Genomic DNA, 24,504 nt, shown 5'->3' on the forward strand with positions numbered 1-24,504 from the left:
GTCGGCGGCGGCGACGGCGTCGGCCGGGTCGGCGTCGGCGAGCGCGGCGGCGGCGTCGGCGTCGGCGGCGTCCGCGCCGTCCGGGACGAGGTGCGCGTACCGGTCCCCGGACCCGGCCATGACGCTGCCGACCTGGCGCGGTCCGCCGCGGCCGAGCCGTTCGCCCACGATCTCCGCGATCAGCCCGTACGTCATGGCGCGGCCGGACGGGATGCGCCGCACGATGTCGAGCACCGCGGCCGCGTACTCGTCGACGTCGGTGAGCGGGGATCCGGGCGGCGAGTCGGTCACAGCTGAGATGGTAGACGTTCGGCCAAATTTCCTTGCTCGGGAGTGCGACGATCACACCATGGCACTTCCCCGGATCGCCCTGCCCTCTGGATACCGCTGGCGCACCCTGACACCGGACGACCGGCGGCTCGTGACCGAGCTGGACACCTGGGCGTTCCCCACCGGGACCTCCCACGACGATCTCGACGCCGGCCCGTCGCCGCTGACCTGGGAACGCACGATCGGCGTCGAGGCGGAGGGCTTCGACGGGCTCGTCGCGCTGCACGCGTCGTACCCGTTCGGGCACTTCCCGGTTCCGGGAGCCGAGCTGCCGACGGCCGGCCTGACCTGGGTGGGCGTGCACCCGCAGCACCGCCGGCGCGGTCTGCTGACGGCGATGATCGATCTGCACCTGGCACGGACCGCCGAGCGCGGAGAGCCGCTCAGCGCCCTGTTCGCCGCCGAGGCCGCGATCTACGGCCGGTTCGGCTACGGCCACGCGTCCGACGACCTGCGCCTGGACGTCCCGCGCGGTGCCGCGCTGCGCGACGTGCCGGGCGCCGAACGGCACACGGTCCGCGTCGAGGTCGCCTCCCGCGAGCGGCACGGGGACCTGGTCGACCGCCTGCACCGGGGAGCCGGTGCCGCCCCGACCGGCGTCCAGGGGATCAACCGACCCGGCTGGGTCACGCGGGAGACGGAGGAGCTGCAGGCCGCGTTCTGGGACGACGCGCCCGGGCAGCGCGGCGGACGCGAGTCCCGGCGCATCCTGATCGCCGAGCTCGACGGCGAGCCACGCGGCTACGTGACGTTCCGCCGCACCCTGAGCTGGGCACCGACCGGCCCTCGTGGGCAGGTCAGCACCGGTGAGGTGGTCGCCGTCGACGCGGCGAGCGCCCGCGCCCTGTGGGGCGCGCTGCTGGATCTCGACCTGACGGACGAGGTCAGCCCGTTCACGCTCCCTGTCGACGACGTCATCACGCAGCTCCTGGTGAACCTGCGGGCCGCCGCGCCGCGCACTCCCGACAACCTCTGGGTCCGGCTGGTCGACGTCACCACCGCGCTCGCCGGCCGCCGGTACGCGGCCGACGTCGATGTGACGCTCGCCGTGGCGGACACCCGGCTGCCCGCCAACGCCGGCGTCTACCGGCTGCAGGCGGAGGCGTTCGGCGCGGCGACGGTGGAGCGTGTCGACCCCGAGTTCCACGCCCCGGACCTGTCGCTCGACGTGCGCGAGCTGGGCGCCGCCTACCTCGGTGGCAAGTCGCTCGCCGCGCTGGCGGCAGCGGGCCTGGTCACCGTGCACCCCCGGGCCGGAGAGCGGCGGAGCGTCCTGGCCAACGCGAGCACGGCGTTCGGCTGGCCGGTGGCCCCCGGCGCCTCCTGGGTGTTCTGACCCACCCCGTGCGGGTCAGGTCTGGCAGACCCCGCACCAGAACAGGTTGCGACCGGCGAGCTCCTTGATCAGCACCGGCGAACCGCACCGCCGGCAGGGCAGCCCGTCCCGGTGGTACACGTAGAACGCCTCGTCCGACGGCACGGCGCCCGCCGTCCCGTCGGTGTTCTGCCGGGTTCGCCGTCGGCCGCCAGAAGCTGGGTCCCGGTCCCGCGGGTCGGTCGTGACGATCGCGCCGTGGTCCGCGCCGTCGCGCATGAGGACCACGAGGTCGTCCCAGATCGCGCGGACGTCCGAGGCGGGGACGTCGCGGCCGGGCCGCAGCGGGTCGACGCCGGCCCGGAACAGCACCTCGGCACGGTAGATGTTCCCGACGCCGGCGACCACCGCCTGGTCCATGAGCTGCTGCCCGATCGTGACCCGCGACCGGCCGACCCGGGCCACGAAGGCGTCGGCGTGGGCGTCCTCCGGGATGGTGTCCTCCCGGATGGGGTCGGGACCGAGCCGCGCCTCGACCGCCCGCTTCTCGTCGGGGGTGATCACCTCGCAGGCCGTCGGACCGGTGAGGTCGGCGACGGCGTGGTCGCCGAGCAGGCGTACCCGCACCTGCCCGCGCGGCTCGGGAGCCACCCACGTGCCGGACGCCGGTGCGGGCGCGCCCGGCGCCGTCGTCTCGCGTTCGCCGATGCGCTTGCGCGGGGCGCCGATCGCGTGCGCCACCTCCGGGGCGTCCGGGGCGCCGGCGAACGTCCACGCGCCGTACAGGCCGAGGTGCGTGCGCAGCCACAGCGTGTCGGCGTCGGCGTCCACCCGGCCCTCGGGCGCGAAGCCGAGGAACAGCTGCTTGCCCCAGGCCTCGCTCGCCACCAGCCGACGCCCCGAGAGCACGGCGGCGCCGTCGGCGAACCGCCCCTGCGGGCTGCTCACCCGCACGGTCCGGCCGGAGTACAGCGAGGCGAACGTCCGCGCGAGGCGGTGGACGGTGTGCCCCTCAGGCACGCTTGCTCTCGTAGTCGGCGAGCTGGTCGATGCGGCGCTGGTGCCGCTCGTCGCCGCTGAACGGCTCGGCCACGAAGGCCTCGACGAACGCCGTCGACTCCTCCAGCGTGTGCATGCGACCACCCACGGCGATCACGTTCGCGTCGTTGTGCTGGCGGCCGAGCTTGGCGGTCTCCAGCGACCACGCGAGGACGGCGCGGACGCCGGTCACCTTGTTCGCGGCGATCTGCTCGCCGTTGCCGGAGCCGCCGATCACGATGCCGAGCGAGCCCGGCTCGGCGACGACGGCCTCTCCGGCCGCGATGCAGAAGGACGGGTAGTCGTCCAGGGGGTCGAGCTCGTGGGCCCCGTGGTCGATCACCTCGTGCCCTGCGGTGGTCAGGTGCTGCACCAGGTGCTGCTTGAGGTCGTACCCGGCGTGGTCGGCGGCGATGTGCAGGCGCATGGGTCCATTGTTCCTCATGCACGGAGCCCTCGTTGCGTACCCTGGCGCAATGACCACCGACGCCACGGGTCTCACGTCGGGCATCGATCTCGACGCGCTCGACCCCGCAACCCGCCCGCAGGACGACCTGTACCGCCACGTCAACGGGCGGTGGATCGACACCCACGAGATCCCCGCCGACCGCGCCATGGACGGCGCCTTCCGTGACCTCTACGACAAGGCAGAGGTGCACGTCCGGGAGATCATCCAGGACGCACCGACCGGTTCCCAGATCGGGGACCTGTACGCGAGCTTCATGAACACCGACCGCATCGCCGAGCTCGGCACCACGCCCCTGGACGAGGACTTCGCGCTGGTCCGGGGCGCGCGCAGCATGGCGGAGCTGACCCAGGCCCTGGGCACGCTGCAGCGCACGGGCGGCGCCGGTGGCGTGCGCTTCTGGGTCGACAACGACGCGACCGACCCCGAGAAGTACGTCGTCTACCTGCGGCAGGGCGGGCTCGGTCTGCCCGACGAGGCGTACTACCGCGAGGACCAGTACGCGCCGATCCGCAAGAAGTACCTGCCGCACGTGGCCAGGATGCTCCGCTTCGGAGGTGTCGACGACACGTGGGGCATCTCCGCCGACGACGCCGCCAGCCGCGTCTTCGACCTCGAGAAGCGGCTCGCCGCGCACCACTGGGACGTGGTGCGCGACCGCGACGCCACCCTCACCTACAACCCGATGACGCTGGCCGACCTCGTCGCGTCGGCGCCGGGCTTCGACTGGGCGGCCTGGGCGACGGCGCTCGGCGTGCCCGAGGGGGCGTTCGACCACCTCGTGGTCCGTGAGCCGGACTTCACGACCGGCTTCGCCGCCCTGTGGCAAGAGATCTCGCTGCTGGACTGGCAGCTGTGGCTGACGTACCACGTGATCAGCGCCCGGGCCCCGTACCTGACCGACGCGATCGTCGAGGCCAACTTCGACTTCTACGGCCGGGCGCTCACCGGTGCCCAGGAGGTGCGCGAGCGCTGGAAGCGCGGCGTGGCGCTCGTCGAGGGCGCGCTCGGCGAGGTGGTGGGTGCCGAGTACGTGGCACGGCACTTCCCGCCGTCGAACAAGGCCAGGATGGACCGCCTCGTGGACGCCCTGGTGGTGGCCTACCGCGAGTCCATCGAGGGCCTCGACTGGATGACCGACGAGACCAAGGCCAAGGCCCTGACCAAGCTCGAGAAGTTCACGCCCAAGGTCGGGTACCCCGTGAAGTGGCGGGACTACTCCGGGTTCGAGGTGGACGCGGCCGACCTGGTGGGCAACGTGCGCCGGTCCAACGCGTTCGACCAGGACTTCGAGCTGGCGAAGATCGGCAGGCCGCTGGACCGCGACGAGTGGTTCATGACGCCGCAGACCGTCAACGCGTACTACAACCCGGGCATGAACGAGATCGTGTTCCCCGCGGCGATCCTGCAGCCGCCGTTCTTCGACCCCGACGCCGACGACGCCGTGAACTTCGGCGGGATCGGCGGCGTCATCGGGCACGAGATCGGCCACGGCTTCGACGACCAGGGCTCCAAGTACGACGGCGACGGCCGCCTCGAGGACTGGTGGACCGACGCGGACCGTGCCGAGTTCGAGAAGCGCACGAGCGCGCTGATCGCGCAGTACGACGAGTTCCGTCCGGCGCAGCTCGCGGCCGCCGTCGTGAGCGACGGCGTGGCGGGCGAGGCGGGCGACGGCGACGCGGGCGACGGCGTGGCCGGAGCTCAGGACGCGCACGTCAACGGCAGTCTCACGATCGGCGAGAACATCGGTGACCTCGGAGGTCTGTCGATCGCGATCAAGGCGTACCGGATCGCGCTCAGCAAGCCGCTGGAGGAGGCGCCGGTCGTCGATGGGCTCACGGCCCTGGAGCGGGTCTTCCTCGGCTGGGCGCAGGTCTGGCAATCGAAGGGCCGCGACGAGGAGGTGCTCCGCCGCCTCGCGACGGACCCGCACTCTCCCAACGAGTTCCGCTGCAACGGGGTGGTGCGCAACGTGGACGAGTTCTACACGACGTACGACGTCAAGCCGGGCGACGCCCTCTACCTCCCGGAAGAGGACCGCGTCCGCATCTGGTAACCCCTCCTGCCGAGGTAGTCAGCTGCCGAGGTAGTCAGTTGGCGAGGTAGTCAGTTGGCGAGGTAGTCAGTCAGAGAAAATTCCAACGCCACGAACGACCCTGATGACCGCCGTTCCGGGAACGGAGCGCGACCACAGGTTCGTTTGTCCACAGGCGGCGGCCGGCCAGCACACGGTCGGCCGCCGCTTTGTCGCACCATCGGCAGATGAGCACACCACCCCATGTCCTGGCCCTGCGCCGGATCGCACGGCAACTGCACGCACTCAAGAGCGGAGAGGCGGTGCATGCCCGATTCTTCTCCGCGGACAACGCTCCACCGGCCGTCCCGCCGGCTCTTCCGTATGACAAGGCGACGCGTCCATCACTCGCCACCGCTGCTCAGGCGGAGGAGGTGTTGCGGGTACGTCGTGGCGTGTATGTCGCTCCCTCGCCGTCAGATCGAGCATTCGACGCTGACTTCCTGGCACATGTGCGCGGCGTCGTCGACGCTCTGCACACCGAGTTCTGGGTCTGCGGGACGGCAGCGGCCCGGCTGCACGGACTCTGGACGTATCGAGATCCCGGCCTCGTGCACATCGTCCAGACCTACAACCCACCGATCCGCATCGAGGGGCGGCTGAGGCGCCACTGGTCCAGGACGCTGCCGGCAAGGGACCGGACCACGATCGGCGACGTGCCGGTCACCACGCTCGAACGCACGATCGTCGACGTGGCCTGCAGCGCTCCACTCGCCGGCGCCGTCGTCATCGTGACGGCAGGGTTTCGCGCGGGCGCCGACCCCGCCGTCGTCGCGCAGCTTCTGGATGAACGCGCCGGTACACGCGGCGTCGTGCAGGCACGGAAGGTCATGGAGCTGTGCGACCCGGACTGCGCCTCGCCTGGTGAGGTGTTGGTACGCCTCGCTGCGATCCTGGCGGGGCTCCCCGAGCCTCGGGTTCAGGTGCCGGTGGAGATTCCGGGCGGGACGGCGTGGCTCGACGTCGGCTGGCCGGCGATCAAAGCCGGGCTGGAGTTCGACGGCGCCGTGAAGTTCTCGGGCCTGTTCGGGGATCCTCTGACTGCACGCCGTCGGCAGGCTTCCCGCGCCTCTGGCGTAGGTCAAGCGGGTTGGCACGTGGAGAGTGTGGTCTGGGACGAGACCGTCGAGTTCCAGGACCTGCAGGACCGGATCAGCGCGTTCTATCGGCGCGCGGCTGCGCGTCTCGCCCCCGTGGAACCGTCGCTCGTGCCTGCCTGAGCCCGCGACGCGAGTGCGCCCCGCCGAGCGAGTGCGCCCCGCCGACATCGGTCGGCGGTGCGCACTCGCGTCGCAGCTGCGGATCACCCTGGCTTGCGCCAGACGACTACCTCGCCAGACGACTACCTCGCCAAGTGACTACCTCGGCGAAGGGGGGTCAGGCGTCGGCCGACTGGGCCTTGAGGGCCCGGGTCGTGCCCGCCTGCGCCTCGATGATCAGCCGGCGCAGGGCCGGGGCGGCGTCCGCGTTCTCGTCCAGCCAGGCGGCCGTGGCGTCCCTCAGCTCCTCCGACGCCAGCGGCGCCGGGTAGAAGCCCTCGATGATCTCCTCGGCGATGTGGTACGTGCGCTCGTTCCACACCTTCAGCACGGCGTCCAGGTACGGACGCACGACGCCGGCCAGCGCCGCCGGGTCGTTCACGTGCACGAACCCGAGGCCCGTGTTCCGGATGATCGCGTTCGGCACGTCGGCGTCCACCACGGACGACAGCGCGGCCAGCTTGCCCTCGACCGTCGGCGTCGCGGCCCGCGCGCGAGCGGCCGCCTGGCGCCCGGTGGCGGTGTTGTCGGCCGCGAGCATCTCGTCGATCCGCTGGTCGTCCGCGGCGCCGTTGAGCACCAGGCCCTCCAGGAGCTCCCAGCGGAGGTCGGTGTCGAGGGTCAGGCCGTCGAGCGTGACCGAGCCGTCCAGCAGCCCGGACAGCCGCTCGACGTGCGCGGACGTCGACGCCACGTGCGCGAAGAACTTCACGAGCTGGAACTGCGTGTCCGAGCCGGGCTCGGCGTCGCCGACGAGCGTCCACAGCGTGTCGCCCACCTCGGCGAGGGTCGCCGCCCGGGCCGACGGCGCCACGTACTGCTTGGCCGCTAGCACCATCTGGTTGAGCGTGGTCCGCAGGGTGGTCGACTCCGTCTCGCGGGCGATGCCCCCGAGCACGAGACGCACGTAGTCGGACGCCGGTACCTCGCCGTCGCGCACCGAGTCCCAGACCGAGCCCCACACCAGCGAGCGGGCCAGCGGGTCCGCGATGTCGGCCAGGTGGTCCAGCGCGACGCGCAGTGACGCGCTGTCGAGACGGATCTTCGCGTACGCGAGGTCCTCGTCGTTGAGCAGCACGAGCGCCGGGCGGTCGAGCTCGACCAGCTCGGGCACGTCGGTGCGGGGACCGTCGATGTCGACCTCGACGAAGTGGGTGCGCACGAGCTCGCCGGCGTCGGACAGGCTGTAGAAGCCGATGCCGAGCCGGTGCGGGCGCAGCGTCGGCCACTCGGCGGGCGCCGTCTGCTCCACGATGAACGACATGATGCGGCCGTGGCTGTCGGTCTCGATGTCCGGCCGCAGGGTGTTCACCCCTGCGGTCTCCAGCCAGAGCTTCGACCACGCCTTGAGGTCGCGGCCGCTCGTCGCCTCGAGCTCGGTCAGCAGGTCGGGCAGCTCGGTGTTGCCCCAGGCGTGCTTGCCGAAGTAGGCGGACACACCCGCGATGAACGCCTCGCGTCCTACCCAGGCCACGAGCTGCTTGAGCACCGAGGCGCCCTTGGCGTAGGTGATCCCGTCGAAGTTGACCTGGACGTCCTCGAGGTCCTTGATCTCCGCGACGATCGGGTGCGTGGACGGCAGCTGGTCCTGCTTGTAGGCCCAGGACTTCTCCATCGCGGAGAACGTGGTCCAGGCGGCCTCCCACTCGGTGGCCTCGGCCGTGGCGAGCGTGGAGGCGTACTCCGCGAACGACTCGTTGAGCCACAGGTCGTTCCACCACTTCATGGTGACCAGGTCGCCGAACCACATGTGCGCCAGCTCGTGCAGGATCGTCACGACGCGGCGCTCGCGCACCGCCTCGGTCACCTTGGAGCGGAAGACGTACGTCTCCGTGAAGGTGACGCAGCCCGCGTTCTCCATGGCGCCCATGTTGTACTCGGGCACGAACAGCTGGTCGTACTTGGTGAACGGGTACGGCACGCCGAACGTGTTCTCGTAGAACTCGAAGCCCTGGCGGGTCTTCTCGAAGATGTAGTCGGCGTCGAAGTGCTCCGACAGCGACTTGCGGCAGAACGCACCGAGGGGGATCTCCCGGCCGTCCGACGACGTCAGCGACGAGCGGACCACGGCGTACGGGCCGGCCACGAGGGCCGTGATGTAGGTCGAGATGCGGCCGGTGGGCTCGAAGCTCCAGGTCGCGGCCTCGACGGCGCTGTCCGTCGCGTGCCGGGCCGTCACCGGTTCCGGCGTCGGCTCGTTGCTCACGACCTCCCACGCGGCCGGCGCGGTGACCGTGAACTGGAACGTCGCCTTGAGGTCCGGCTGCTCGAAGCAGGCGAACACGCGGCGGGCGTCGGGCACCTCGAACTGCGTGTAGAGGTACACCTCGCCGTCCACCGGGTCCACGAAGCGGTGCAGCCCCTCGCCGGTGTTCGTGTAGCCGCAGTCGGCCACGACGACGAGCTCGTTGTCGGCGGCCAGTCCCTCCAGGGCGATGCGGGAGTCCACGAACACCGCCGCGGGGTCCAGCTCGCGACCGTTCAGCACCACGGACCGCACCGACGGTGCGACCAGGTCGACAAAGGTCGAGGCGCCCTCCGTCGCGGTGAAACGTACAGTCGTGGCGGACGCAAAGGTCTCCGGACCGGTGGTCAGGTCCAGCACGATCTCGTACGACTCGACCGATACCACGCCGGCTCGTTCGACCGCCTCGGCGCGGGTCAGGTTCTCTCCGGGCACAGGCCCTCCACGTCTGTCTTCTCGGGGGCGGCGGAATGACGCCCCGCACGCCCGACGGGCGCGCCTCTTCGGTTGGGGTGTCGTCCGGTCTGTGAACTACCTGCGACGACCCGTCGATCATGCCACGCAGGAGTAACAGCGAGTAACGCCTTTGTGTACGATCGACCGCGGTCGCCCGACCGACCGATTTGAGCTGAGGGAGTCGCCTGATGTCCGGCACAGTGCCGCCGCCACCGCCGCCAGGCGGTTGGCCCGACGAGGACCCGGGTACACCGACCCAGGAGCAGCACCCGCCCACCGCGCCGACGCCTGCCCAGCAGGCGCCCGTGCAGCGTGTCTCCGCGGCGACCCGCAAACCGCCCGCGATCTCGCCCACCAACCAGTTCGCGCAGGCGGTGACCCCTGCGCCCGCCGCCCCGGGTGCTCCGGTGGTCCAGTCCGTCCACATCCACCACGGCGGCGCGAACCCGGGTATGCAGCAGCAGTACTACCCCGAGCAGTACCAGCAGGGTTACGACCAGCAGGGATACAGCCAGCAGGGATACAGCCAGCAGGGTTACGGACAGCAGGGTTACCCGCAGCAGCCCCAGCAGGGCGGTCAGTATCCGCCGCAGCAGTACCCGCCACAGGGCTACGACCAGTACGGCCAGCCCGTCTACGCGACCCCGCCGGGCGGTTACCCGCCCGCGCCGGAGCAGCCCAAGAAGAAGCTGAGCCCCGGCTGGATCGCGTTCATCGCCCTGGACGTGCTGCTCGTGGTCGCCGCCATCGTGTTCGCCGTGAACCTCCTGGGCTCGCCGGACACCACGGCCGACGCCGGCGAGACGCCCGCCGCCGAGCAGTCCGCCGAGCCGGAGCCCGAGGAGGGGCTGGAGACCGACGGCGGGGCCGACGTCGAGACGTTCGCGGCGCCGTCGCTCAACATCACGTGCACGGTCTCGCCGGACGCCGCCACGTGCGGCATCGCCCAGCTCAACCAGAAGCCCGCCCCCGACGCGTCCTGCGACGGCGCGTCCGGCTACGTGGCGAAGGTCGACCCGAGCGGCAACGTGACGCAGCCGTGCGTCGGCAAGAACGACCAGCCCAAGCCCGCCGGCGAGAGCACCGCGGTCCTGGGCTACGGTGCGCAGAAGTCGGTGCACGGCTTCACGTGCTCCAGCGAGAAGACCGGCATGACGTGCGTCGCCGACGCGACCGGCAGCGGCTTTTCGATCGCCCGGGCGGGCATAGGCGCGGCCTGACCGCCCCCAGCTTCGTTGAGTGCTGGCTTTTCGCCCCCCGCAGAGGCGCTGCGGGGGGCGAATAGCCAGCACTCAACGGCTACTCCTCCTCGTTCATGACCGTGACCAGGGAGCGCAGGCGGGCGTTGCCGAACAGGTCCTCCAGCATCACCACCGTCCCGGCGGAGTCGGCCAGCGGCACCTTCCAGTTCGGGTACTCGGTATCGGTACCCGGCTGGTTCTGCGTGCGCCGCTCCCCGACCGCGTCGGTCAGGTAGACGCCGACGAGCGCGGACGGCGTGTCCTTGAGGTAGCGGTGCAGCCCCTCGACCAGCTCCCGCTCGGACGGGTCGAACGTCGTCAGGCCGCGGCGGGACAGGGCCTCCACCAGCGACTCGCGCTCGGCACGCGCCCGCCCCCGCAGCACGGTCGCCTCCTCCGTGAGCAGCCCGAGCCGTTCCCGCAGGTCCACGTGCTCGCCCGCGAGGTAGCCGGCCGTCGGCGGCAGGTCGTGGGTGGTCACCGTCGCCAGCGCCGCGTCGCGGTACGCCTCGGGCTCGACCGGCGCGCCGGCGGCGTCCCGCTCGAAGAGCAGCACCGACGTGCCGAGCACGCCGCGCTCTGCCAGGTACTCACGGATCCAGGGCTCGAACGTGCCCAGGTCCTCGCCGATCACCGTCACCCCGGCCCGCTGCGCCTCCAGGCACAGGATGCCGATCAGGGCCTCGTGGTCGTAGGTGACGTACGCGCCGGCCGACGCGCGCGCCCCGCCCGGGATCCACCACAGCCGGAAGAGGCCGAGCACGTGGTCGATGCGCAGGGCACCGCAGTGCCGCAGCACCGTGCGCAGCATGTCGCGGTACGGCGCGTAGCCCGCCTTGGCGAGCGCACGCGGGTGCCACGGCGGCTGGGTCCAGTTCTGGCCCTGCTGGTTGTACATGTCCGGCGGAGCGCCCACGGAGACGCCACGGGCGAGCACACCGGAGTCGGCCCAGGCGTCGGCGCCGTCCGGTGCCGAGCCCACGGCGAGGTCCTTGAGCAGGCCCAGCCGCATCCCTGCGTCGAGCCCCGCGCGGTGCGCCGCGCGCAGCTGCTCGTCGGCGACCCACTGGAGCCAGCAGTAGAACTGGACGCGCTCCTGCAGGGCGTTGCGCAGCGTCGTCACACCGGAGGCGCTCGGGTCGGCCAGCTCCGCGGGCCAGTCGCGGCCGTCCAGGTGCTCCGTGACGGCGCACCAGGTCGCGAAGTCGACCAGCCCTTTGCCCTGGGCCAGCACGTACTCGTCGAACGCCGTCTGCCGGGCCGCCGAGCGCGGCGCCGTGTACACGACCTCGAGCGCCGCCTTCTTGGCCTCCCAGACCGCGTCCCGGTCGATCGGCCCGGAGTCCTCGGAGAGCTCCCGGACGGGCTCGGCGGCCCACTCCACGAGCGACCGGTCGGCGGCGGAGAGGTACGCCGTCTCACGGATGTCCTCGACGCGGATGTACAGCGGCGACATGAACCGGCGCGACGTCGGCAGGTAGGGGCTCGGTGTCAGCGGTGTCACCGGTCCCGTGGCGTGCAGCGGGTTGATTCCAACGAAGTCGGCGCCGCCGTTGTGCCCCGTCTGCCAGGCGAGGTCGCCCAGGTCGGCGAGGTCGCCCATGCCCCACGAGTCCCGCGAACGCACCGAGTAGAGCTGGACCATGAAGCCCCACGCCTGCTTGCGGGCGACGTTCTCAGGCAGCTCCAGCCGCCTGGGCGTGACGACGAGCGGCACCTGCGCCGTCTGACCGCCCGACTCCGCGTGCAGCGTGTGCCAGCCGAGCGGCAGGTCGTCGGGGACGGTGAACGTCGCCCGGCCCACCTTGCGGCTGTCGACCGTCCGCGGCTCGGCGTAGACGTCGGCCTGGCGCAGCTGGACGCGGGGGCCCCGCACCGCCGCGAACGAGCCCGTCGCGGTCGCCTGGGGCGCTGTCACGCGCCACGGGGTGGCGCTCGCCGGCACGGCCGGCTGGTCGGACTGCTCGAGCTCCACCCAGGCGGTCACCGTGGCGCCGTCCGCAACGTGCACGGCGACCTGCGCCTCCGTGCCCTGCCGGGTCACGACGGTCGGCGGCAGCATCGAACGCCAGGCGTCGTCACGGGCCCGGTCGAGGCTCGCGGTGACGGCGGCGGGCGTCGACGCCGGTACGTCCAGCGCCTCGAGCACCGAGACGACCGTCGACGCGCTGACGTGCTGCACGCGGCCGTCGTGGTCGGTGTACTCGGTCTGCACGCCGTGGGCGGTCGCCAGCTCGACCAGGTCAGGCGGCAGTTTGGAGCCGTCTCCGGTGGACCCGGGCATCGGTTCGTCGGTCACAAGGAAAGATCCTGCCATCTACCGGCGTTCATCGGGCGCAACGCGGGCGTGTCCGACGAATTGGCCGTGGCGGCCGCGGAGCCGGTGTCAGGCCTCGGCGGGGCCGTCCTCGTACTGAGGGGCCGAGGAGGCGAGCACCACACCGGCGTCGAGCAGGGCCGCGTGGGCCGCCACCCGCAGCGATCGGGCGACGAGCCACTGCTGGGCGGGTCGCACCTGCGCGTGCAGCGTGAAGGTGAGGCCCATGCGGTCCACGGCGTCGACGCCCCGCACGGACGGCGTCTCCAGCAGGCTGTCGGCCACCTCGGGGTCGTTCTTCACGCGGTCGACGGCGCGGCCGAGGGCGGCCCGGACGACGTCGACGTCGGTGCCGAGCGGGACCTGCACGGAGGCCACCGCGCGGCTCCACTCCTGGGTGCTGTTGCCGGCGCGCAGGATCTCGCCGTTGCGGACGTACCAGAGGGTGCCGTCGAACGCGCGCACCTGGGTCAGACGCAGGCCCATCGCCTCGACGGTGCCGACCACGCCGCCGTCGAGGTCCACGATGTCGCCGACGCCGAACTGGTCCTCGATGAGCAGGAAGATGCCCGAGAGGAAGTCCTTGACCAGGCTCTGGGCCCCGAAGCCGATGGCGACGCCCGCCACTCCCGCACCGGCCAGCAGCGGCGCGATCTCCGCGCCGAGGGTCTGCAGGATGTAGAGCGCCATGATGGTGCCGACCACGATGTTGACCGACGAGTTCAGCACCGAGCCGACGGTCCGTGCGCGCTGGGCGCGCCGCTCGGCGGCCCGCGGGTTGGCGGCGTTCAGGGCGTCGGCCAGCGCCTGCGGCGTCATCAGCACGTTCTTGCGGCGCCGCTTGCCGCCGGGCACCGTGCCGGGCGCGGCCTCTGGCGTGGTGTCGACGGGGTCGGCCGTGCGCTCGACCGCACGGGGCTTCTGGCCCAGGGCGATGCGCTCGGTGAGAGAGGTGATGACGCGCCGCAGGACGTAGATCGCGATCATGCCGATCACGATGGTCAGGATCACCCGGAGCGGGATGTCCAGGAACCAGGACCAGAAGTCCTCGGCGCTGTCGAAGACGGAGGCAGCAAGAGACTCGAACACGGCCGCAAATCTACTCGCGTCCCGGCCCCGGATCGGACATCTCGGGGCAGGTGCAAGGGACTCCTGCGCGACCTTCACAGGGCTCTCGCCTCGCGGTCTTCTGCGGCCGCCGGATCGTGAGGCCGGTCACGGGCCCGCGCGGTGCCGGACCCGCGTCGTGGCGGGCCCGCGTCGTGCCGGGCCCGCGCGGGCACGGCGCCGGGCTCACCATCGAGCCCGGCCCGTGCCGAGGGAGTACTGCTCCCCCGACGCTCAGACTCTGAGCGTGTCGAGCTCCGCGGCGAGGTTGTCCGCCTCCGGCCCGACGATCACCTGGACCACCCGGCCGGACCGGACCACGCCGAACGCGCCGGACGACTTCAGGCCCGGCTCATCCACGAGGGAGGGGTCGCTCACCTCGACCCGGAGCCGTGTGATGCACGGCTCCAGCTCGACGACGTTCGACGTCCCCCCGAGTGCCGCAAGGATCTGGTCAGCCTTGGTCATGTCTCAACTCCCACCGTGCGTCGCTGCAGGTCTGCGACCAGCCTAGCGGTGCTGGCAAGCGTTTCGCCCGCCTGCTGTCGAATGGATCACATGAGACTCGGTTTCACATGGCCGACATCGTCCTGTCACCGTCGAGTGGCAGGATGACGAACGTGACACAGGAATCCTTCTTCGACGCCGTCGGTGGCCACGACACGTTCGTCCGCCTGGTCGACGTCTTCTACGACGGCGTCGCCGACGATCCGGTGCTGCGCCCCATGTACCCCGAGGAGGACCTGGGGCCGGCGAAGGAGCGTCTGACGATGTTCCTCGAGCAGTACTGGGGCGGCCCCAACACCTACTCGGCGCAGCGCGGGCACCCGCGACTGCGTATGCGGCACGTGCCGTTCAAGGTGAACCCCGACGCGCGCGACCGCTGGCTCGCGCACATGCGCACCGCCGTGGACTCGCTCGGCCTCGCACCGATCCACGAGTCGCAGCTGTGGGACTACCTGGAGCGCGCCGCCTTCAGCATGATCAACACGTTCGAAGACTGACCAGGACCGACGAGGAGACGCCCGCTCGTGGACGCCACCACCCCTGACCCGACCTCCGGCACGCCGTCGGACAGCCAGCCCGACGCGCTCGACCGCCTGCTCGAGGTGCTCGACCTGCGCCACCTCGAGGGCTGGGGCCCGCGCGGCGAGGAGGACGTGCTGCGCGGGAGCAGCATGCCGGGCCCCGCCAACCGCGCCTACGGCGGCCAGGTGCTGGCGCAGGCGATCCTCGCCGCCGACCGCACCGTGCCCGACGGCCGCCTGATCCACTCCCTGCACGGCTACTTCCTGCGCGAGGGGCGGGTCGAGGAGCCCATCGACTTCGCCGTCGAGCGGCTGCGTGACGGGCGCTCGTTCAGTGCGCGCCGCACGCACGCGATCCAGTTCGGCAAGCCGATCCTGTCGATGATCGCGTCGTTCCAGGACGACCAGCCGGGCTACGAGCACGCCGCGCCGATGCCGCACGACGTGCCGCCGCCGGACGAGGTCGGCTCGGCCTTCGACGAGCTCGCGAGCCTGCCGGAGGGTGTGGCGGTCCGGGCCCAGTTCTGGACGGACTCGGCGTTCGAGCTGCGCCACGTGGGCGGGTCGCTGTACCTGCACCCGGACACCGCGGTGGCCACGGGCGGCACGCCGCCCGCCACGCAGATGGTCTGGATGCGCACCCGCCGCCCGCTGGAGATCAAGGACCAGGCGATGCACCGCGCGCTGCTGGCCTTCGCCTGCGACCAGCTCATGCTCGAGCCCGCCCTGCGTGCCGCCGGCAAGTCCTGGCAGGACGTCGGTGCGTCCGTCCCCATGGCGAGCCTCGACCACGGCATGTGGTGGCACCGGGACGTCCGGGTGGACGAGTGGATGCTGTTCGTCCAGACCTCCCCGACCGCCCAGGGCGGCCGCGCTCTGGGCACGGCGAAGGTCTACACGCAGGACGGCGCCCTGGTGGCCTCGGCGGGCCAGGAGGGCATGATCCGGCTGCCGGCCTGAGCAGCCGCTCGCGCCGCAGCCAAGCGCCCCGCGTCGCCGCTAGGCGCCCAGCTCCGCCAGCCGGTCGCGCGCCGCGCGGATCGACTGCCGGGTGACCTCCACCTGCTCCCTGCCCACGCCCGCCTCGACCCGGAGCTCCAGGGCCCGCTCGAACAGGGCGAGGGCCTCGCCGAGGTAGGGGCGGGCCTGGCCCGCGTGCACCTCGAGAGCCTGGTCGTAGCGGCACTTGCCCCAGTGCTGCAGGGCGAGGTACTCGAGCCGGCGCGCGTGCTCGACGCTCGCGGCGTGCTCGCCGTAGTGGTGGGCCGCCTCCAGCGCCAGGCCGAACAGCAGGTCCGCCACCGGGAACCGGTGACGCCACTGCAGCACGTGGGCCAGCCGCACGAGGGGCGCGACGGCGCCCAGCGGCACGTCGGCCGCGTGCGAGTGCGCGGCGTCCGCGTCGCAGGCCGGCCCGCCGTGCAGGCTGACGGCGAGCCAGCCGAGGCGCTCCGCCTCGGCCAGCTCGCCGTCCGGGTCCTCCGCCTCCGGGGCGAGCGCGCGCGTCAGCGGCACGCGTACCGCGAGGGTGTCCGGCGCGTCGCGCTCCGGGCGTCCCGCCAGGTCGGCGAGGTACGCGCGGGCGGCCGGGACGTCGTCGATCACCTCGTGCAGGGTGACCGGGTCGAAGTAGTGCCTGGGTAGATCCACCTGTTCCTCCGTGGCCGAAACCAAGGGGGATGAATCTACCAATTCGGACACACTGAGGGCCACCCGGGGCGGGACCACTCAGCGGTACGTCATCTCCCGATCTTGTCCAGCTCGACGAGGTCGTCGTCGGAGAGCTGGAGCCCGGCTCCCGCGACGTTCTCACGCAGGTGCGCCACCTTCGAGGTGCCGGGGATCAGCAGGATGTTCGGCGACCGGCGCAGCAACCAGGCCAGGGCGACGGACATCGGCGTGGCGTCCAGCCGCGAGGCGACGGCCGAGAGCGCGGAGGACTGCAGCGGGCTGAAGCCGCCGAGCGGGAAGAAGGGCACGTAGGCGATACCGTCCGCGGCGAGCGCGTCGACCAGCCCGTCGTCCTGCCGGTGGGCGAGGTTGTACATGTTCTGCACGCACACGATCGGGGCGATGGCGCGCGCCTCGGCGACCTGCTCCGCCGTCGCGTTGCTCACGCCGAGGTGCCGCACCAGCCCCTGCTCCTGGAGCTCCACGAGAGTCTCGAACGCCTCGGCGAGCGACTCCTGCTGCGGTCCCTCGGCATTGCCGAGCCGCAGGTTCACGACGTCGAGCGTCTCGACGCCGAGCAGGTCCAGGTCCTCGCGGACGGCGCGGCGCAGGTCGTCGGGCCGCCGCGCGGGGGGCCAGCCGCCCTGTTCGTCGCGGACCGCGCCGACCTTGGTCACCACGTGCAGCGACCCCGGGTAGGGGTGCAGCGCCTCGCGGATCAGCTCGTTGGTGGCCCGCGGCCCGTACGCGCCGCTGGTGTCGATGTGGGTGATGCCGAGGTCGACGGCCTCGCGCAGCACGGCCAGGGCACCGTCACGGTCGGCCGGCGGACCCATGACCCCCGGGCCCGCGAGCTGCATGGCGCCGTAGCCGAACCGGGTCACGGTCAGGTCGCCCAGGGTCCAGGTCCCCCCGGGAAGCGGTGTGGTCGGAGTGCTCAATGCGATCCCTTGTGTCGAGCGAAGAGGGTGCCGGGCGGCACCCCCTGACCAGGATCGTGAGGTAACTTCCTGAGGGGAAGTAGGCACCTGGAAGTGCGTAACTCACCCTGGAGTGAGAGGGAGCGAAGGATGACCACGATGACGGCGGCCCAGCGCCGGGCCCGGGCGAAGGCCGAGTACGACGCCTTCCTGGCGGCGTGCCCGAGCCGCATGCTGCTGGACCAGATCTCGAACAAGTGGGTCACGCTGACCGTGAGCGCGCTGGGCGGCTACCCGTCGCGCACCGCGGGCACCGACGACACCGACGTCGCCCACGGCACCGACTCCGCCGGCGGACCGCGGCCGATGCGCTACTCGGAGCTGTCCCGCCAGCTCGCGGGCGTCAGCCAGAAGATGCTCACCCAGACGCTGCGCGCCCTGGAACGGGACGGTCTGGTCACCCGGACCGCGACGGCGACGGTGCCCGTCACGGTCACCTACGAGCTGACCGACCTGGGCCGGTCGCTGCACCAGCTGGTGCGCAGCCTCAAGGGCTGGGCGGAGTCGCACATGGACGACGTGCTCGCCCACCGCGCGGCGCACGACGCCCGGGCCTCCTGAGCCGAGGGAGGATGGGCACATGACACGCCTCCACGTCCCCGTCACGCTGCGCTGGTCCGACCTCGACGCGTACGCGCACGTCAACAACGTCGCGATGTTCCGCCTGCTGGAGGACGCCCGGATCACGGCCTTCTGGCTGCACCCCGAGGCGCCGGAGGGCGAGGCCTGGCCGACGGCGGTGGTCCCCACCGGGCCCGAGGCCGACTCGCACACCCTCGTGGCGGGCCAGCGCATCGAGTACCTGCGGCCGCTGCTGTTCACGAGGACCCCGGTGCGCGTGGAGATGTGGCTCGGCCGGATCGGCGGCGCCAGCGCCGAGGTCTGCTACGAGGTGCACGACGGCGCCGTCGGCATGGCGAAGACGGGACCGACCTCGGGCGGCAAGCCCTACGCCCGGGCCACCACGACGCTGGTGTTCGTCGACGCCACCACGAACCAGCCGCGCCGGCTCACCGAGGCGGAACGCCTGGCATGGAAGGAGTTCGAGGAGGACCCGGTCACGTTCCGCCACCGCGGCTGACCCAGCCTTGCCGGGGGTCAGCTCGCCGCCAGCGTCGCCGCCGTCCGGCAGTTCGCCAGCCGGGACAGCTCGTCCTCCACGGGGGCGCGCACGAGCCGGTCGGCGACCGTGCCGACCGACTGCCGCAGCCGGCGCCGTGCGCCGTGCGCCCTGCGGCGGGCGCCCAGCGCGGCGAACAGCCGGCAGACCAGCGCGAGCAGCAGGCCGAGGGCCAGCCCGCCCAGCACCATGAGGGTGGGCCACGGGATGCGGAACGGGTCGACGCCGAGCCTGTCCCCCGGGCCAGGTCCCGGAGCCCCGGGGAACACGATGCCGTCGTCGCCGGACCAGGTCGGCAGGGTCAGCACGGGGGTCGGCAGCGGCGGCAGCTGCAGGTAGGCGAAGCCGAACAGCACCAGCAGCCAGAGCAGGCCCGCCGCGACGACGGCGACCAGCGCCCACTGCACGACGTTGACGAGCGACCACCACATCGGCCGGCGGGACGCCTCGACGCGGGTGGTCGCGACCGCCTGGTCGAGCGCGTCGGGCAGCTGGTCGATGCCGGCCTGGCCCCGCGAGCGCGCGGCCAGGACCCACGGGTCGGCGACGCCGCGGGTCACCTCCTCGACGTAGCGCCGCACGGCCGACGCCGCGGCCGACCGCACGGCCGGGCGTGCGGTGGGCAGCGACGTGCGCACCAGGTCGTCCCTGCTCGACGGCGCGCGCTGCTCCCGGTCCGCGGACCGCAGGCCGAGCCGCCGCAGGGGGTCCCTGCGCAGGTTCCCCACCCAGCGGGTCAGCGGCCAGCCCGTGGCCGCGTGCGCGTCCCTGCGGGCGGAGGCACGCACGGCGTCGACCACCGTCGGCACCCCTGCCGCCGCCTCCAGGGCTGCGACCAGGTCACCCCGGGCCTGGCTCCCCGACCGGGACGACGGCGGGGTGCCGCACTCGTCCACGATCTTCTGGGCCACGGCCCGCTCGTCGGCCGCGAGCCGGGCCGTCGCGGCCTCGCGCCTGGCCGCGGCCTTCGCCAGCAGGGCTCGCAGGTCGTCCATGCCCTGGCCGGTCTTGGCGGACACGGCGAGCACCCGCGCCCCGGCCAGCCCGTCCTCGGCCATCAGCCGCTCGAGGTCGGCGAGCATCGCCGAGGTCTCGTCCGGCGTGAGGCGGTCGGCCTGGTTCAGCGCCACGACCACCACCTCGGCGTGTCCCGCCAGCGGGCGCAGGAAGCCCTCGTGCAGGGCGGCGTCCGCGTACTTCTGCGGGTCGACCACCCAGACCAGCAGGTCGGCGCGCTGCACCAGGCGCTCGGCGCGCATCCGGTGCTCCGTCACGATCGAGTCGTGGTCGGGCAGGTCGAGCAGCACCAGCCCGGTCGTGTCGCCGGCGGGGGTGCGCCGCCGGAACGGCACCCGACCGCCGCCGCCGCTCGCCGGGCCGGCCGGAGACTCGTCCTCGGGGGGCGGGGCCACGTGGTGGCGCCTGCCGACCTCCAGCCAGTCCAGGAGCGGGTCGGCGCCCTCGCCCCACACGGCGGCCATCGGGAGCGACGTGGTGGGACGCCGCACTCCCGGCTGCGCGATCGCGACACCCGCCACGGCGTTCAGGACCGACGACTTGCCCGAACCCGTGGCACCCGCCAGCGCGACCACCGTGTGCTCGGCGGACAGCCCGCCGCGCTCCCGCGCCCGCGTCACGACGGCACGTGCCTCGTCGAGGAGCCCCGGCTCGATGCGGCCCTCCGCGGCCTCGACGGCGGTGTCGAGGGCCGTGGTCCGGTCGCCCAGGTCGAGCCGGCTCACCGGTCCCCCTCCCCGAACAGGCGCTTCCAGAAGCCCTTCCTGGCCGGCTCGTCGACCAGGTCGGTGCGTCCGTCCGCCAGGGTCTCGCCCACCGGCCGGGCGTGCACACCGCGCAGCCCGCCGCTCTCGGCGACCCCCTCGGCGCCGGCCCGGGGGGCCGCCTCGGCGTCCCGCACGCGTGCCTGCCGCTCCGCCGAGGCGGCGGACGCGACCGCGTCGGCCGCGGCACGCAGGCGGTCCCCGCCCGCCTCGGCGGACCCGAGCGCGTCCAGCTGCGCCGTGTACCGGGCGGCCTGCCCGTCCATGACCGCCTGGATGCGGGCGCGCAGCCGGTCCCGGGCCTGCACGGCGAGCCGGCGTACGGCGTCCTCGCCGAACACCGCCTCCAGCACCCGCTGGGCCAGTACCGCCGACCCGCCCGCTATGCCGACCTCGACACCGGTGAGCCCGCCCGTCGAGGCGAACACGAAGACCATCAGCGCCACGCCGAGCCCGTTCACGCCCAGCGAGAGCGCCCGCGCGGTGCCGCGCTTGGCGGCGCCCTGCTCACGCACGAGCTCCAGCACGTCACCCTGCCAGCCGCGGATCTGGCCGGCCACCTCCGCGCGCAGCGCCGCCGGCGTCCGCGACAGCTCCAGCCCCTCGAGCAGTGCCGCTCCCGCCGCGTCGCCCCGCCACGCCTGGTAGGACCGCTCGGCGGCCTCCTCCGCGGCGTCCAGCACCACGGACTCCAGCCCGTGGGCGATCGCCTGCTCGACCTGCGGCGCTGCCTTGGGCTTGCCCCGGAAGAACGCGGCCACGGCGTCGCGGAACTTGCCGATGCCTTCCTCGACGGCGCGGAAGAACTCCCCGGTCCCCACGAAGTCCTGCCAGCGCGCGAGCACCTCGCCGCGCAGCAGCGCGCCGTCCGATGTCGCCGCCGTGACCTGCGCCACCGCGTCCGCGTACGCGCGGTCCACGACATGCCGCAGCCGGACGTCGGCGTCCTGCTGCTCGTCGGCGGCGTCGGCCAGCGCACCCGCCCGCACCACGAGGGAGTCCACCACGCCGTCGCGGGTCGCGGCGATGACACGGCCGCGGGCCTCCGCGTCACCGCCCAGGCCGGTGAGCCAGCGCGACACGTCGGACACGCCCTCCTCCGGCAACATCCCGCCGACCAGGTCGGCCTCGGGGATGACGAACAGCGGGCTCTCCGCCAGGCCGTGCTCCACCATCATGTCCCGCAGGTCGTCGGCGGTGGCCTCCGCGCCCGGGTCCACGCGGTCCAGCACCATGGCCACCTGCGCCTTGCGTCCGGCGGCCTGGAGCAGCAGGTCCCACGGCACCGCGTCCGCGTACCGGGCCGACGTCGTGACGAACAGCCACAGGTCCGCCGCCCCGAGGAGCTGCGCGGCGAGCTCGCGGTTGGCCGTGTCGACCGAGTCGATGTCGGGCGCGTCCAGCAGGGCCAGGCCCTTCGGCAGCGAGTCGCTGGGCACGAGGCGCAGGGTGCGGCTCGGTTCGGCGGGCGTGCCCGCGTCCTGCGCGGCCGCCGGCGCGCCGGACCCCGCACCGGCCCCCGTGCCGCCCGACCCCGTGCCGCCCGACGCCGTCACGCGCGCCAGACCCGGCAGCACCCGGTCCGTGGAGAACCAGCGCGCGTCGAGCGGATGGTGCACCAGCACGGGGGCCTTCGTGGTGGGCCGCAGCACGCCCGGCTGCGTGACCCGCTCCCCCAGCACCGAGTTCACGAGCGTCGACTTGCCCGCGCCCGTCGACCCGCCGACCACCACGAGCAGCGGCGCCTTGTGCGCGCGCAGCCGGGGCAGCAGGTAGTCGTCGAGCTGATCGGTCGCCCGGCGCAGGTCGGTGCGCGCCGCCTCCGCCCCCGACGTCTCCAGGGGCAGCCGCAGCGCGCCGAGCCTGGCCCGCAGCACCTCCAGCGCCCCGGTCAGGCCGGACGCGCCACCTGGCTCGGTCGTCGGCTCGGCGCCGGACGCCACGTCCGGTACGCCGAGCGCCGCATCGTCGTCGGGCTGATCGGTCATGCCGCACAGTCTGCCGCAGCCACCCTGGTCAGGCGCGGTAGTGGGGCCAAGAGGTCAGCCGCCGAGGCGGGCGCGCAGCCACTCGAGCGCCGCGTGCGCCACCTCGCGCTGCACGGCACGCCCGTGCGGGAGGCCCGGCTGCGGCGGCCGCATCGACTCGAGCACGAGGGCGCCGGCGGTGACGGTCACGGCGCAGGTGAGCGCCTCGGGGTCGACGTCGGGCAGCGGGTGGCGGTCCATGACGGCCTCCGGCGGCGGGGCACCGTCCGCCCGCAGGTACGGCAGCAGGAGCACCACGTCGAGGTACGACGCACCGTGGGACGGCATGAACCAGTCGACCGCGTGCGCGCTGGTCGCGTCCCAGCCGTGGTCCGTGATCAGGATCGACTCCCTGCGCAGCGCGCCGTGCACCAGGCTCTTTCCCGACATGGCCTCGCCCGCGTAGGTGGCGATCTCGGCGAGGTGCTCGACCTTGTCGGCCAGCCAGGGCGTGAAGGCCGACAGGCCGGGCGGCCGCATCGCCGCGATGGTGGCCCAGGCGTCGGCGTCGATGCGGTCGAGCACGTCCGGCACACCGGAGGGCGCCTCGCTGGTGCCGATCTGGATCGCCAGCTCGACCGCCGCAGCGAGATCCGCCTCGTCCCAGGGGTCGTGCGGGGGTCGGATGGGCTCGTTGCGGTACCCGAGCACCACCCAGCGTCCGGCGCCGGGCAGCACCTCGTCCACGAACCACTCGCGTGGGAGCGTGGGGATGCCGTCGGGCAGCGCGGCGACGGAGACCGCCTCGGCGGCCATCCGGTCCTGCGTCAGCGGTGCCTCCGGCCCCACGGCGCGCACGATCGACCGGCCCGACGCCGTCTGGAGCACCTCGAGCGGGCCCGACGACTCGGTCCCGGCCATCGGGGCGGACCCGATCACTCGTCCACCCATGGTCTCGCTCACCCGGGAACGGACAGATGGGGGGAGATCGGACCAAGCCGGCCGCCGGACAGCACTCATGGCCGGAGTTTGCCCAACTGAAGTTCACCCTGCAAACCACAGTCAGTGGTGGCGACTCACGACGGGTCAGAAACCGAGGCGGGTCTGCAGCCAGGACACCGCCGTACGGGCCAGGCGGTGCTGGTACGAGCGCAGCTCCGGCAGCTCGAAGGGCGGCGGTTCCATCGAGGCCTTCAGGTAGTGGCCGGCGAGCACGGCGATCCAGCAGGTCACGGCGTCGGGCTCCGTGCCGGGCGGCAGCCCGTACCGGCGCAGGGTGGCCTCGGGCGGCGGCCCGTCGTTGGTCCGCACGTGCAGCAGCATCGAGACCAGGTCGAGGTACGGGGCGCCGACGCCGCCCCGGATCCAGTCGGTGATCAGCGGACGCTCCCCCGCCACGGCGGGCAGCAGGACGTTCTGCACCCGGAGCGTGCCGTGCTGCAGGCTCTTGCCCGCCATCGCCTCCGAGGCGTGCGAGGCGATCTCCGCGAGGCCCTCCAGCCGCCCGGCCAGCCACGGTGAATGCTGGGCGAGCCCGGCCGGCCGCTCCTCGGCGAGCGTCGTCCACGAGTTCGACCGGAACACGCTCCCCTCCGGCACGAACATCGGGTCGTCGGGTGCCTCGACCTCCCCGACGGACCGCACCACGCGGACCAGTGCGGCGACGTCGTCCTCCGGCCAGGAGAGGTCGATCGGCCGCACCTTGTCGCGCATCGAGTAGCCGACCGCCACCCAGGTGCCGAGGTTCGGCAGCACCTCGTCGATCGACCAGAGCAGCTCGGGATGCGGCACGGCGTCCGGGAGCAGCGGCGAGAGCGTGATCTCCCGGCGCAGGGACTTCAGTGGACCGGGCTGTTCCGTGCCGAGCGCCTTGATGAACGCGTTGCCCTTCGGCGTCTGCACCTGGAAGAGCGCGCCGGGCAGCACCCCGGAGTCCCCGGGGTACCGTGCGGCGAGCACGGGGGCGCCGAGGAGACTGGTGATGCGGGCGCGCAGCGGGGGCGGAAGGTCACGCCACCCCGGTCGGAGGGCAGGGCTCACTGCGGCATCTTGTCGAACATGTCCTAGTGCGGCAAGGATGACCTTTTTGGTCATAGCCCTTCGGCA

General features: G+C 72.8%; 21 protein-coding genes. 8 read left to right on the top strand and 13 right to left on the bottom strand.

All coding sequences use genetic code 11. From position 1 onward, the window contains the following. The coding region (locus ACYVK7_RS18560) for an MGMT family protein (protein WP_460889194.1) at positions 1 to 291 on the bottom strand (291 nt) is incomplete at its 3' end. 58 nt (positions 292 to 349) lie between these two features. Here ACYVK7_RS18560 and ACYVK7_RS18565 point away from each other — a divergent pair. Next, a complete protein-coding gene (locus ACYVK7_RS18565) occupies positions 350 to 1,666 on the top strand; it encodes a GNAT family N-acetyltransferase (protein WP_460889195.1) in 1,317 nt (438 codons plus the stop codon). Between the two features lie 15 nt (positions 1,667 to 1,681). Here ACYVK7_RS18565 and ACYVK7_RS18570 read toward each other — a convergent pair whose 3' ends face one another. After that, entirely contained in the window at positions 1,682 to 2,665 is a 984-nt protein-coding gene (locus ACYVK7_RS18570; RefSeq protein WP_460889196.1) for an Fpg/Nei family DNA glycosylase, read from the bottom strand. Next, complete coding sequence (locus ACYVK7_RS18575) at positions 2,658 to 3,110, bottom strand: ribose-5-phosphate isomerase (protein ID WP_460889197.1); 453 nt, start codon at positions 3,108 to 3,110, stop codon at positions 2,658 to 2,660. Before ACYVK7_RS18575 ends, ACYVK7_RS18570 begins: the two co-directional genes overlap by 8 nt. 49 nt (positions 3,111 to 3,159) lie before the next feature. Here ACYVK7_RS18575 and ACYVK7_RS18580 point away from each other — a divergent pair, with 49 nt between their 5' ends. Both ACYVK7_RS18580 and ACYVK7_RS18585 read left to right on the top strand, forming a co-directional pair. Further along, positions 3,160 to 5,208: a M13 family metallopeptidase gene (locus tag ACYVK7_RS18580; protein WP_460889198.1), complete on the top strand. Its 2,049-nt coding sequence runs from the start codon at positions 3,160 to 3,162 to the stop codon at positions 5,206 to 5,208. 206 nt (positions 5,209 to 5,414) lie between these two features. Next, positions 5,415 to 6,446 (top strand): type IV toxin-antitoxin system AbiEi family antitoxin domain-containing protein, encoded by a 1,032-nt coding sequence (locus ACYVK7_RS18585; RefSeq protein ID WP_460889199.1) that lies wholly within the window; start codon positions 5,415 to 5,417, stop codon positions 6,444 to 6,446. 157 nt (positions 6,447 to 6,603) lie between these two features. Here ACYVK7_RS18585 and pepN read toward each other — a convergent pair whose 3' ends face one another. Further along, positions 6,604 to 9,165 (bottom strand): aminopeptidase N, encoded by a 2,562-nt coding sequence (gene pepN, locus ACYVK7_RS18590; protein ID WP_460889200.1) that lies wholly within the window; start codon positions 9,163 to 9,165, stop codon positions 6,604 to 6,606. 209 nt (positions 9,166 to 9,374) lie between these two features. Here pepN and ACYVK7_RS18595 point away from each other — a divergent pair, with 209 nt between their 5' ends. Then, on the top strand, positions 9,375 to 10,406 hold the full coding sequence (locus tag ACYVK7_RS18595) for a hypothetical protein (protein ID WP_460889201.1): 1,032 nt from the start codon (positions 9,375 to 9,377) through the stop codon (positions 10,404 to 10,406). A gap of 79 nt (positions 10,407 to 10,485) precedes the next feature. On the opposite strand, the gene malQ is transcribed toward ACYVK7_RS18595, so the two are convergent. The 3 genes from malQ to ACYVK7_RS18610 form a co-directional block, all read right to left on the bottom strand. Further along, positions 10,486 to 12,711 carry a 4-alpha-glucanotransferase gene (gene malQ, locus ACYVK7_RS18600; protein WP_460889217.1) on the bottom strand — a complete coding sequence of 742 codons (2,226 nt, stop codon included), beginning with the start codon at positions 12,709 to 12,711 and terminating at the stop codon, positions 10,486 to 10,488. A 102-nt stretch (positions 12,712 to 12,813) separates the two neighbouring features. Continuing rightward, positions 12,814 to 13,833, bottom strand: coding sequence for a mechanosensitive ion channel family protein (locus ACYVK7_RS18605; protein ID WP_460889202.1), 1,020 nt, complete (start codon positions 13,831 to 13,833; stop codon positions 12,814 to 12,816). 252 nt (positions 13,834 to 14,085) lie between these two features. Further along, complete coding sequence (locus ACYVK7_RS18610) at positions 14,086 to 14,319, bottom strand: glucose PTS transporter subunit EIIB (RefSeq protein WP_020018155.1); 234 nt, start codon at positions 14,317 to 14,319, stop codon at positions 14,086 to 14,088. Positions 14,320 to 14,462: 143 nt separating this feature from the next. Between ACYVK7_RS18610 and ACYVK7_RS18615 the strand changes: the two genes are divergently transcribed. Both ACYVK7_RS18615 and ACYVK7_RS18620 read left to right on the top strand, forming a co-directional pair. After that, positions 14,463 to 14,855, top strand: a complete 393-nt coding sequence (locus tag ACYVK7_RS18615; protein ID WP_460889203.1) for a globin — start codon at positions 14,463 to 14,465, stop codon at positions 14,853 to 14,855. 27 nt (positions 14,856 to 14,882) lie between these two features. Beyond that, positions 14,883 to 15,839, top strand: a complete 957-nt coding sequence (locus ACYVK7_RS18620; RefSeq protein ID WP_460889204.1) for an acyl-CoA thioesterase — start codon at positions 14,883 to 14,885, stop codon at positions 15,837 to 15,839. A gap of 39 nt (positions 15,840 to 15,878) precedes the next feature. On the opposite strand, the gene ACYVK7_RS18625 is transcribed toward ACYVK7_RS18620, so the two are convergent. Continuing rightward, positions 15,879 to 16,529: a hypothetical protein gene (locus ACYVK7_RS18625; protein ID WP_460889205.1), complete on the bottom strand. Its 651-nt coding sequence runs from the start codon at positions 16,527 to 16,529 to the stop codon at positions 15,879 to 15,881. A gap of 89 nt (positions 16,530 to 16,618) precedes the next feature. Beyond that, the gene (locus tag ACYVK7_RS18630) at positions 16,619 to 17,491 is read right to left on the bottom strand and encodes an aldo/keto reductase family oxidoreductase (RefSeq protein WP_460889206.1); all 873 of its coding nucleotides are present in this window, start codon (positions 17,489 to 17,491) and stop codon (positions 16,619 to 16,621) included. Positions 17,492 to 17,620: 129 nt separating this feature from the next. Between ACYVK7_RS18630 and ACYVK7_RS18635 the strand changes: the two genes are divergently transcribed. Further along, the gene (locus ACYVK7_RS18635; RefSeq protein ID WP_460889207.1) at positions 17,621 to 18,091 is read left to right on the top strand and encodes a winged helix-turn-helix transcriptional regulator; all 471 of its coding nucleotides are present in this window, start codon (positions 17,621 to 17,623) and stop codon (positions 18,089 to 18,091) included. 19 nt (positions 18,092 to 18,110) lie between these two features. After that, complete coding sequence (locus tag ACYVK7_RS18640) at positions 18,111 to 18,611, top strand: acyl-CoA thioesterase (RefSeq protein WP_460889208.1); 501 nt, start codon at positions 18,111 to 18,113, stop codon at positions 18,609 to 18,611. A 17-nt stretch (positions 18,612 to 18,628) separates the two neighbouring features. On the opposite strand, the gene ACYVK7_RS18645 is transcribed toward ACYVK7_RS18640, so the two are convergent. From ACYVK7_RS18645 to ACYVK7_RS18660, 4 genes are all read right to left on the bottom strand, one after another. Further along, positions 18,629 to 20,392, bottom strand: a complete 1,764-nt coding sequence (locus ACYVK7_RS18645; RefSeq protein ID WP_460889209.1) for a P-loop NTPase family protein — start codon at positions 20,390 to 20,392, stop codon at positions 18,629 to 18,631. After that, positions 20,389 to 22,419 carry a dynamin family protein gene (locus tag ACYVK7_RS18650; protein WP_460889210.1) on the bottom strand — a complete coding sequence of 677 codons (2,031 nt, stop codon included), beginning with the start codon at positions 22,417 to 22,419 and terminating at the stop codon, positions 20,389 to 20,391. Before ACYVK7_RS18650 ends, ACYVK7_RS18645 begins: the two co-directional genes overlap by 4 nt. A 54-nt stretch (positions 22,420 to 22,473) precedes the next feature. Beyond that, entirely contained in the window at positions 22,474 to 23,361 is an 888-nt protein-coding gene (locus tag ACYVK7_RS18655) for a hypothetical protein (RefSeq protein WP_460889211.1), read from the bottom strand. 123 nt (positions 23,362 to 23,484) lie between these two features. Then, positions 23,485 to 24,438: a phosphotransferase gene (locus ACYVK7_RS18660; protein WP_460889212.1), complete on the bottom strand. Its 954-nt coding sequence runs from the start codon at positions 24,436 to 24,438 to the stop codon at positions 23,485 to 23,487. Positions 24,439 to 24,504 lie beyond the last annotated feature (66 nt).

Source organism: Promicromonospora xylanilytica, from assembly GCF_054782895.1.

What these genes read in the sequence shown, in the direction of transcription:
- ACYVK7_RS18565 (WP_460889195.1), top strand. Translation starts at nt 350, where the DNA reads ATGGCACTTCCCCGGATCGCCCTGCCCTCTGGATACCGCTGGCGCACC.
- ACYVK7_RS18575 (WP_460889197.1), bottom strand. Translation starts at nt 3,110, where the DNA reads ATGCGCCTGCACATCGCCGCCGACCACGCCGGGTACGACCTCAAGCAG.
- ACYVK7_RS18580 (WP_460889198.1), top strand. Translation starts at nt 3,160, where the DNA reads ATGACCACCGACGCCACGGGTCTCACGTCGGGCATCGATCTCGACGCG.
- ACYVK7_RS18585 (WP_460889199.1), top strand. Translation starts at nt 5,415, where the DNA reads ATGAGCACACCACCCCATGTCCTGGCCCTGCGCCGGATCGCACGGCAA.
- ACYVK7_RS18595 (WP_460889201.1), top strand. Translation starts at nt 9,375, where the DNA reads ATGTCCGGCACAGTGCCGCCGCCACCGCCGCCAGGCGGTTGGCCCGAC.
- malQ (WP_460889217.1), bottom strand. Translation starts at nt 12,711, where the DNA reads ATGCCCGGGTCCACCGGAGACGGCTCCAAACTGCCGCCTGACCTGGTC.
- ACYVK7_RS18610 (WP_020018155.1), bottom strand. Translation starts at nt 14,319, where the DNA reads ATGACCAAGGCTGACCAGATCCTTGCGGCACTCGGGGGGACGTCGAAC.
- ACYVK7_RS18615 (WP_460889203.1), top strand. Translation starts at nt 14,463, where the DNA reads ATGACGAACGTGACACAGGAATCCTTCTTCGACGCCGTCGGTGGCCAC.
- ACYVK7_RS18635 (WP_460889207.1), top strand. Translation starts at nt 17,621, where the DNA reads ATGACCACGATGACGGCGGCCCAGCGCCGGGCCCGGGCGAAGGCCGAG.
- ACYVK7_RS18640 (WP_460889208.1), top strand. Translation starts at nt 18,111, where the DNA reads ATGACACGCCTCCACGTCCCCGTCACGCTGCGCTGGTCCGACCTCGAC.
- ACYVK7_RS18650 (WP_460889210.1), bottom strand. Translation starts at nt 22,419, where the DNA reads ATGACCGATCAGCCCGACGACGATGCGGCGCTCGGCGTACCGGACGTG.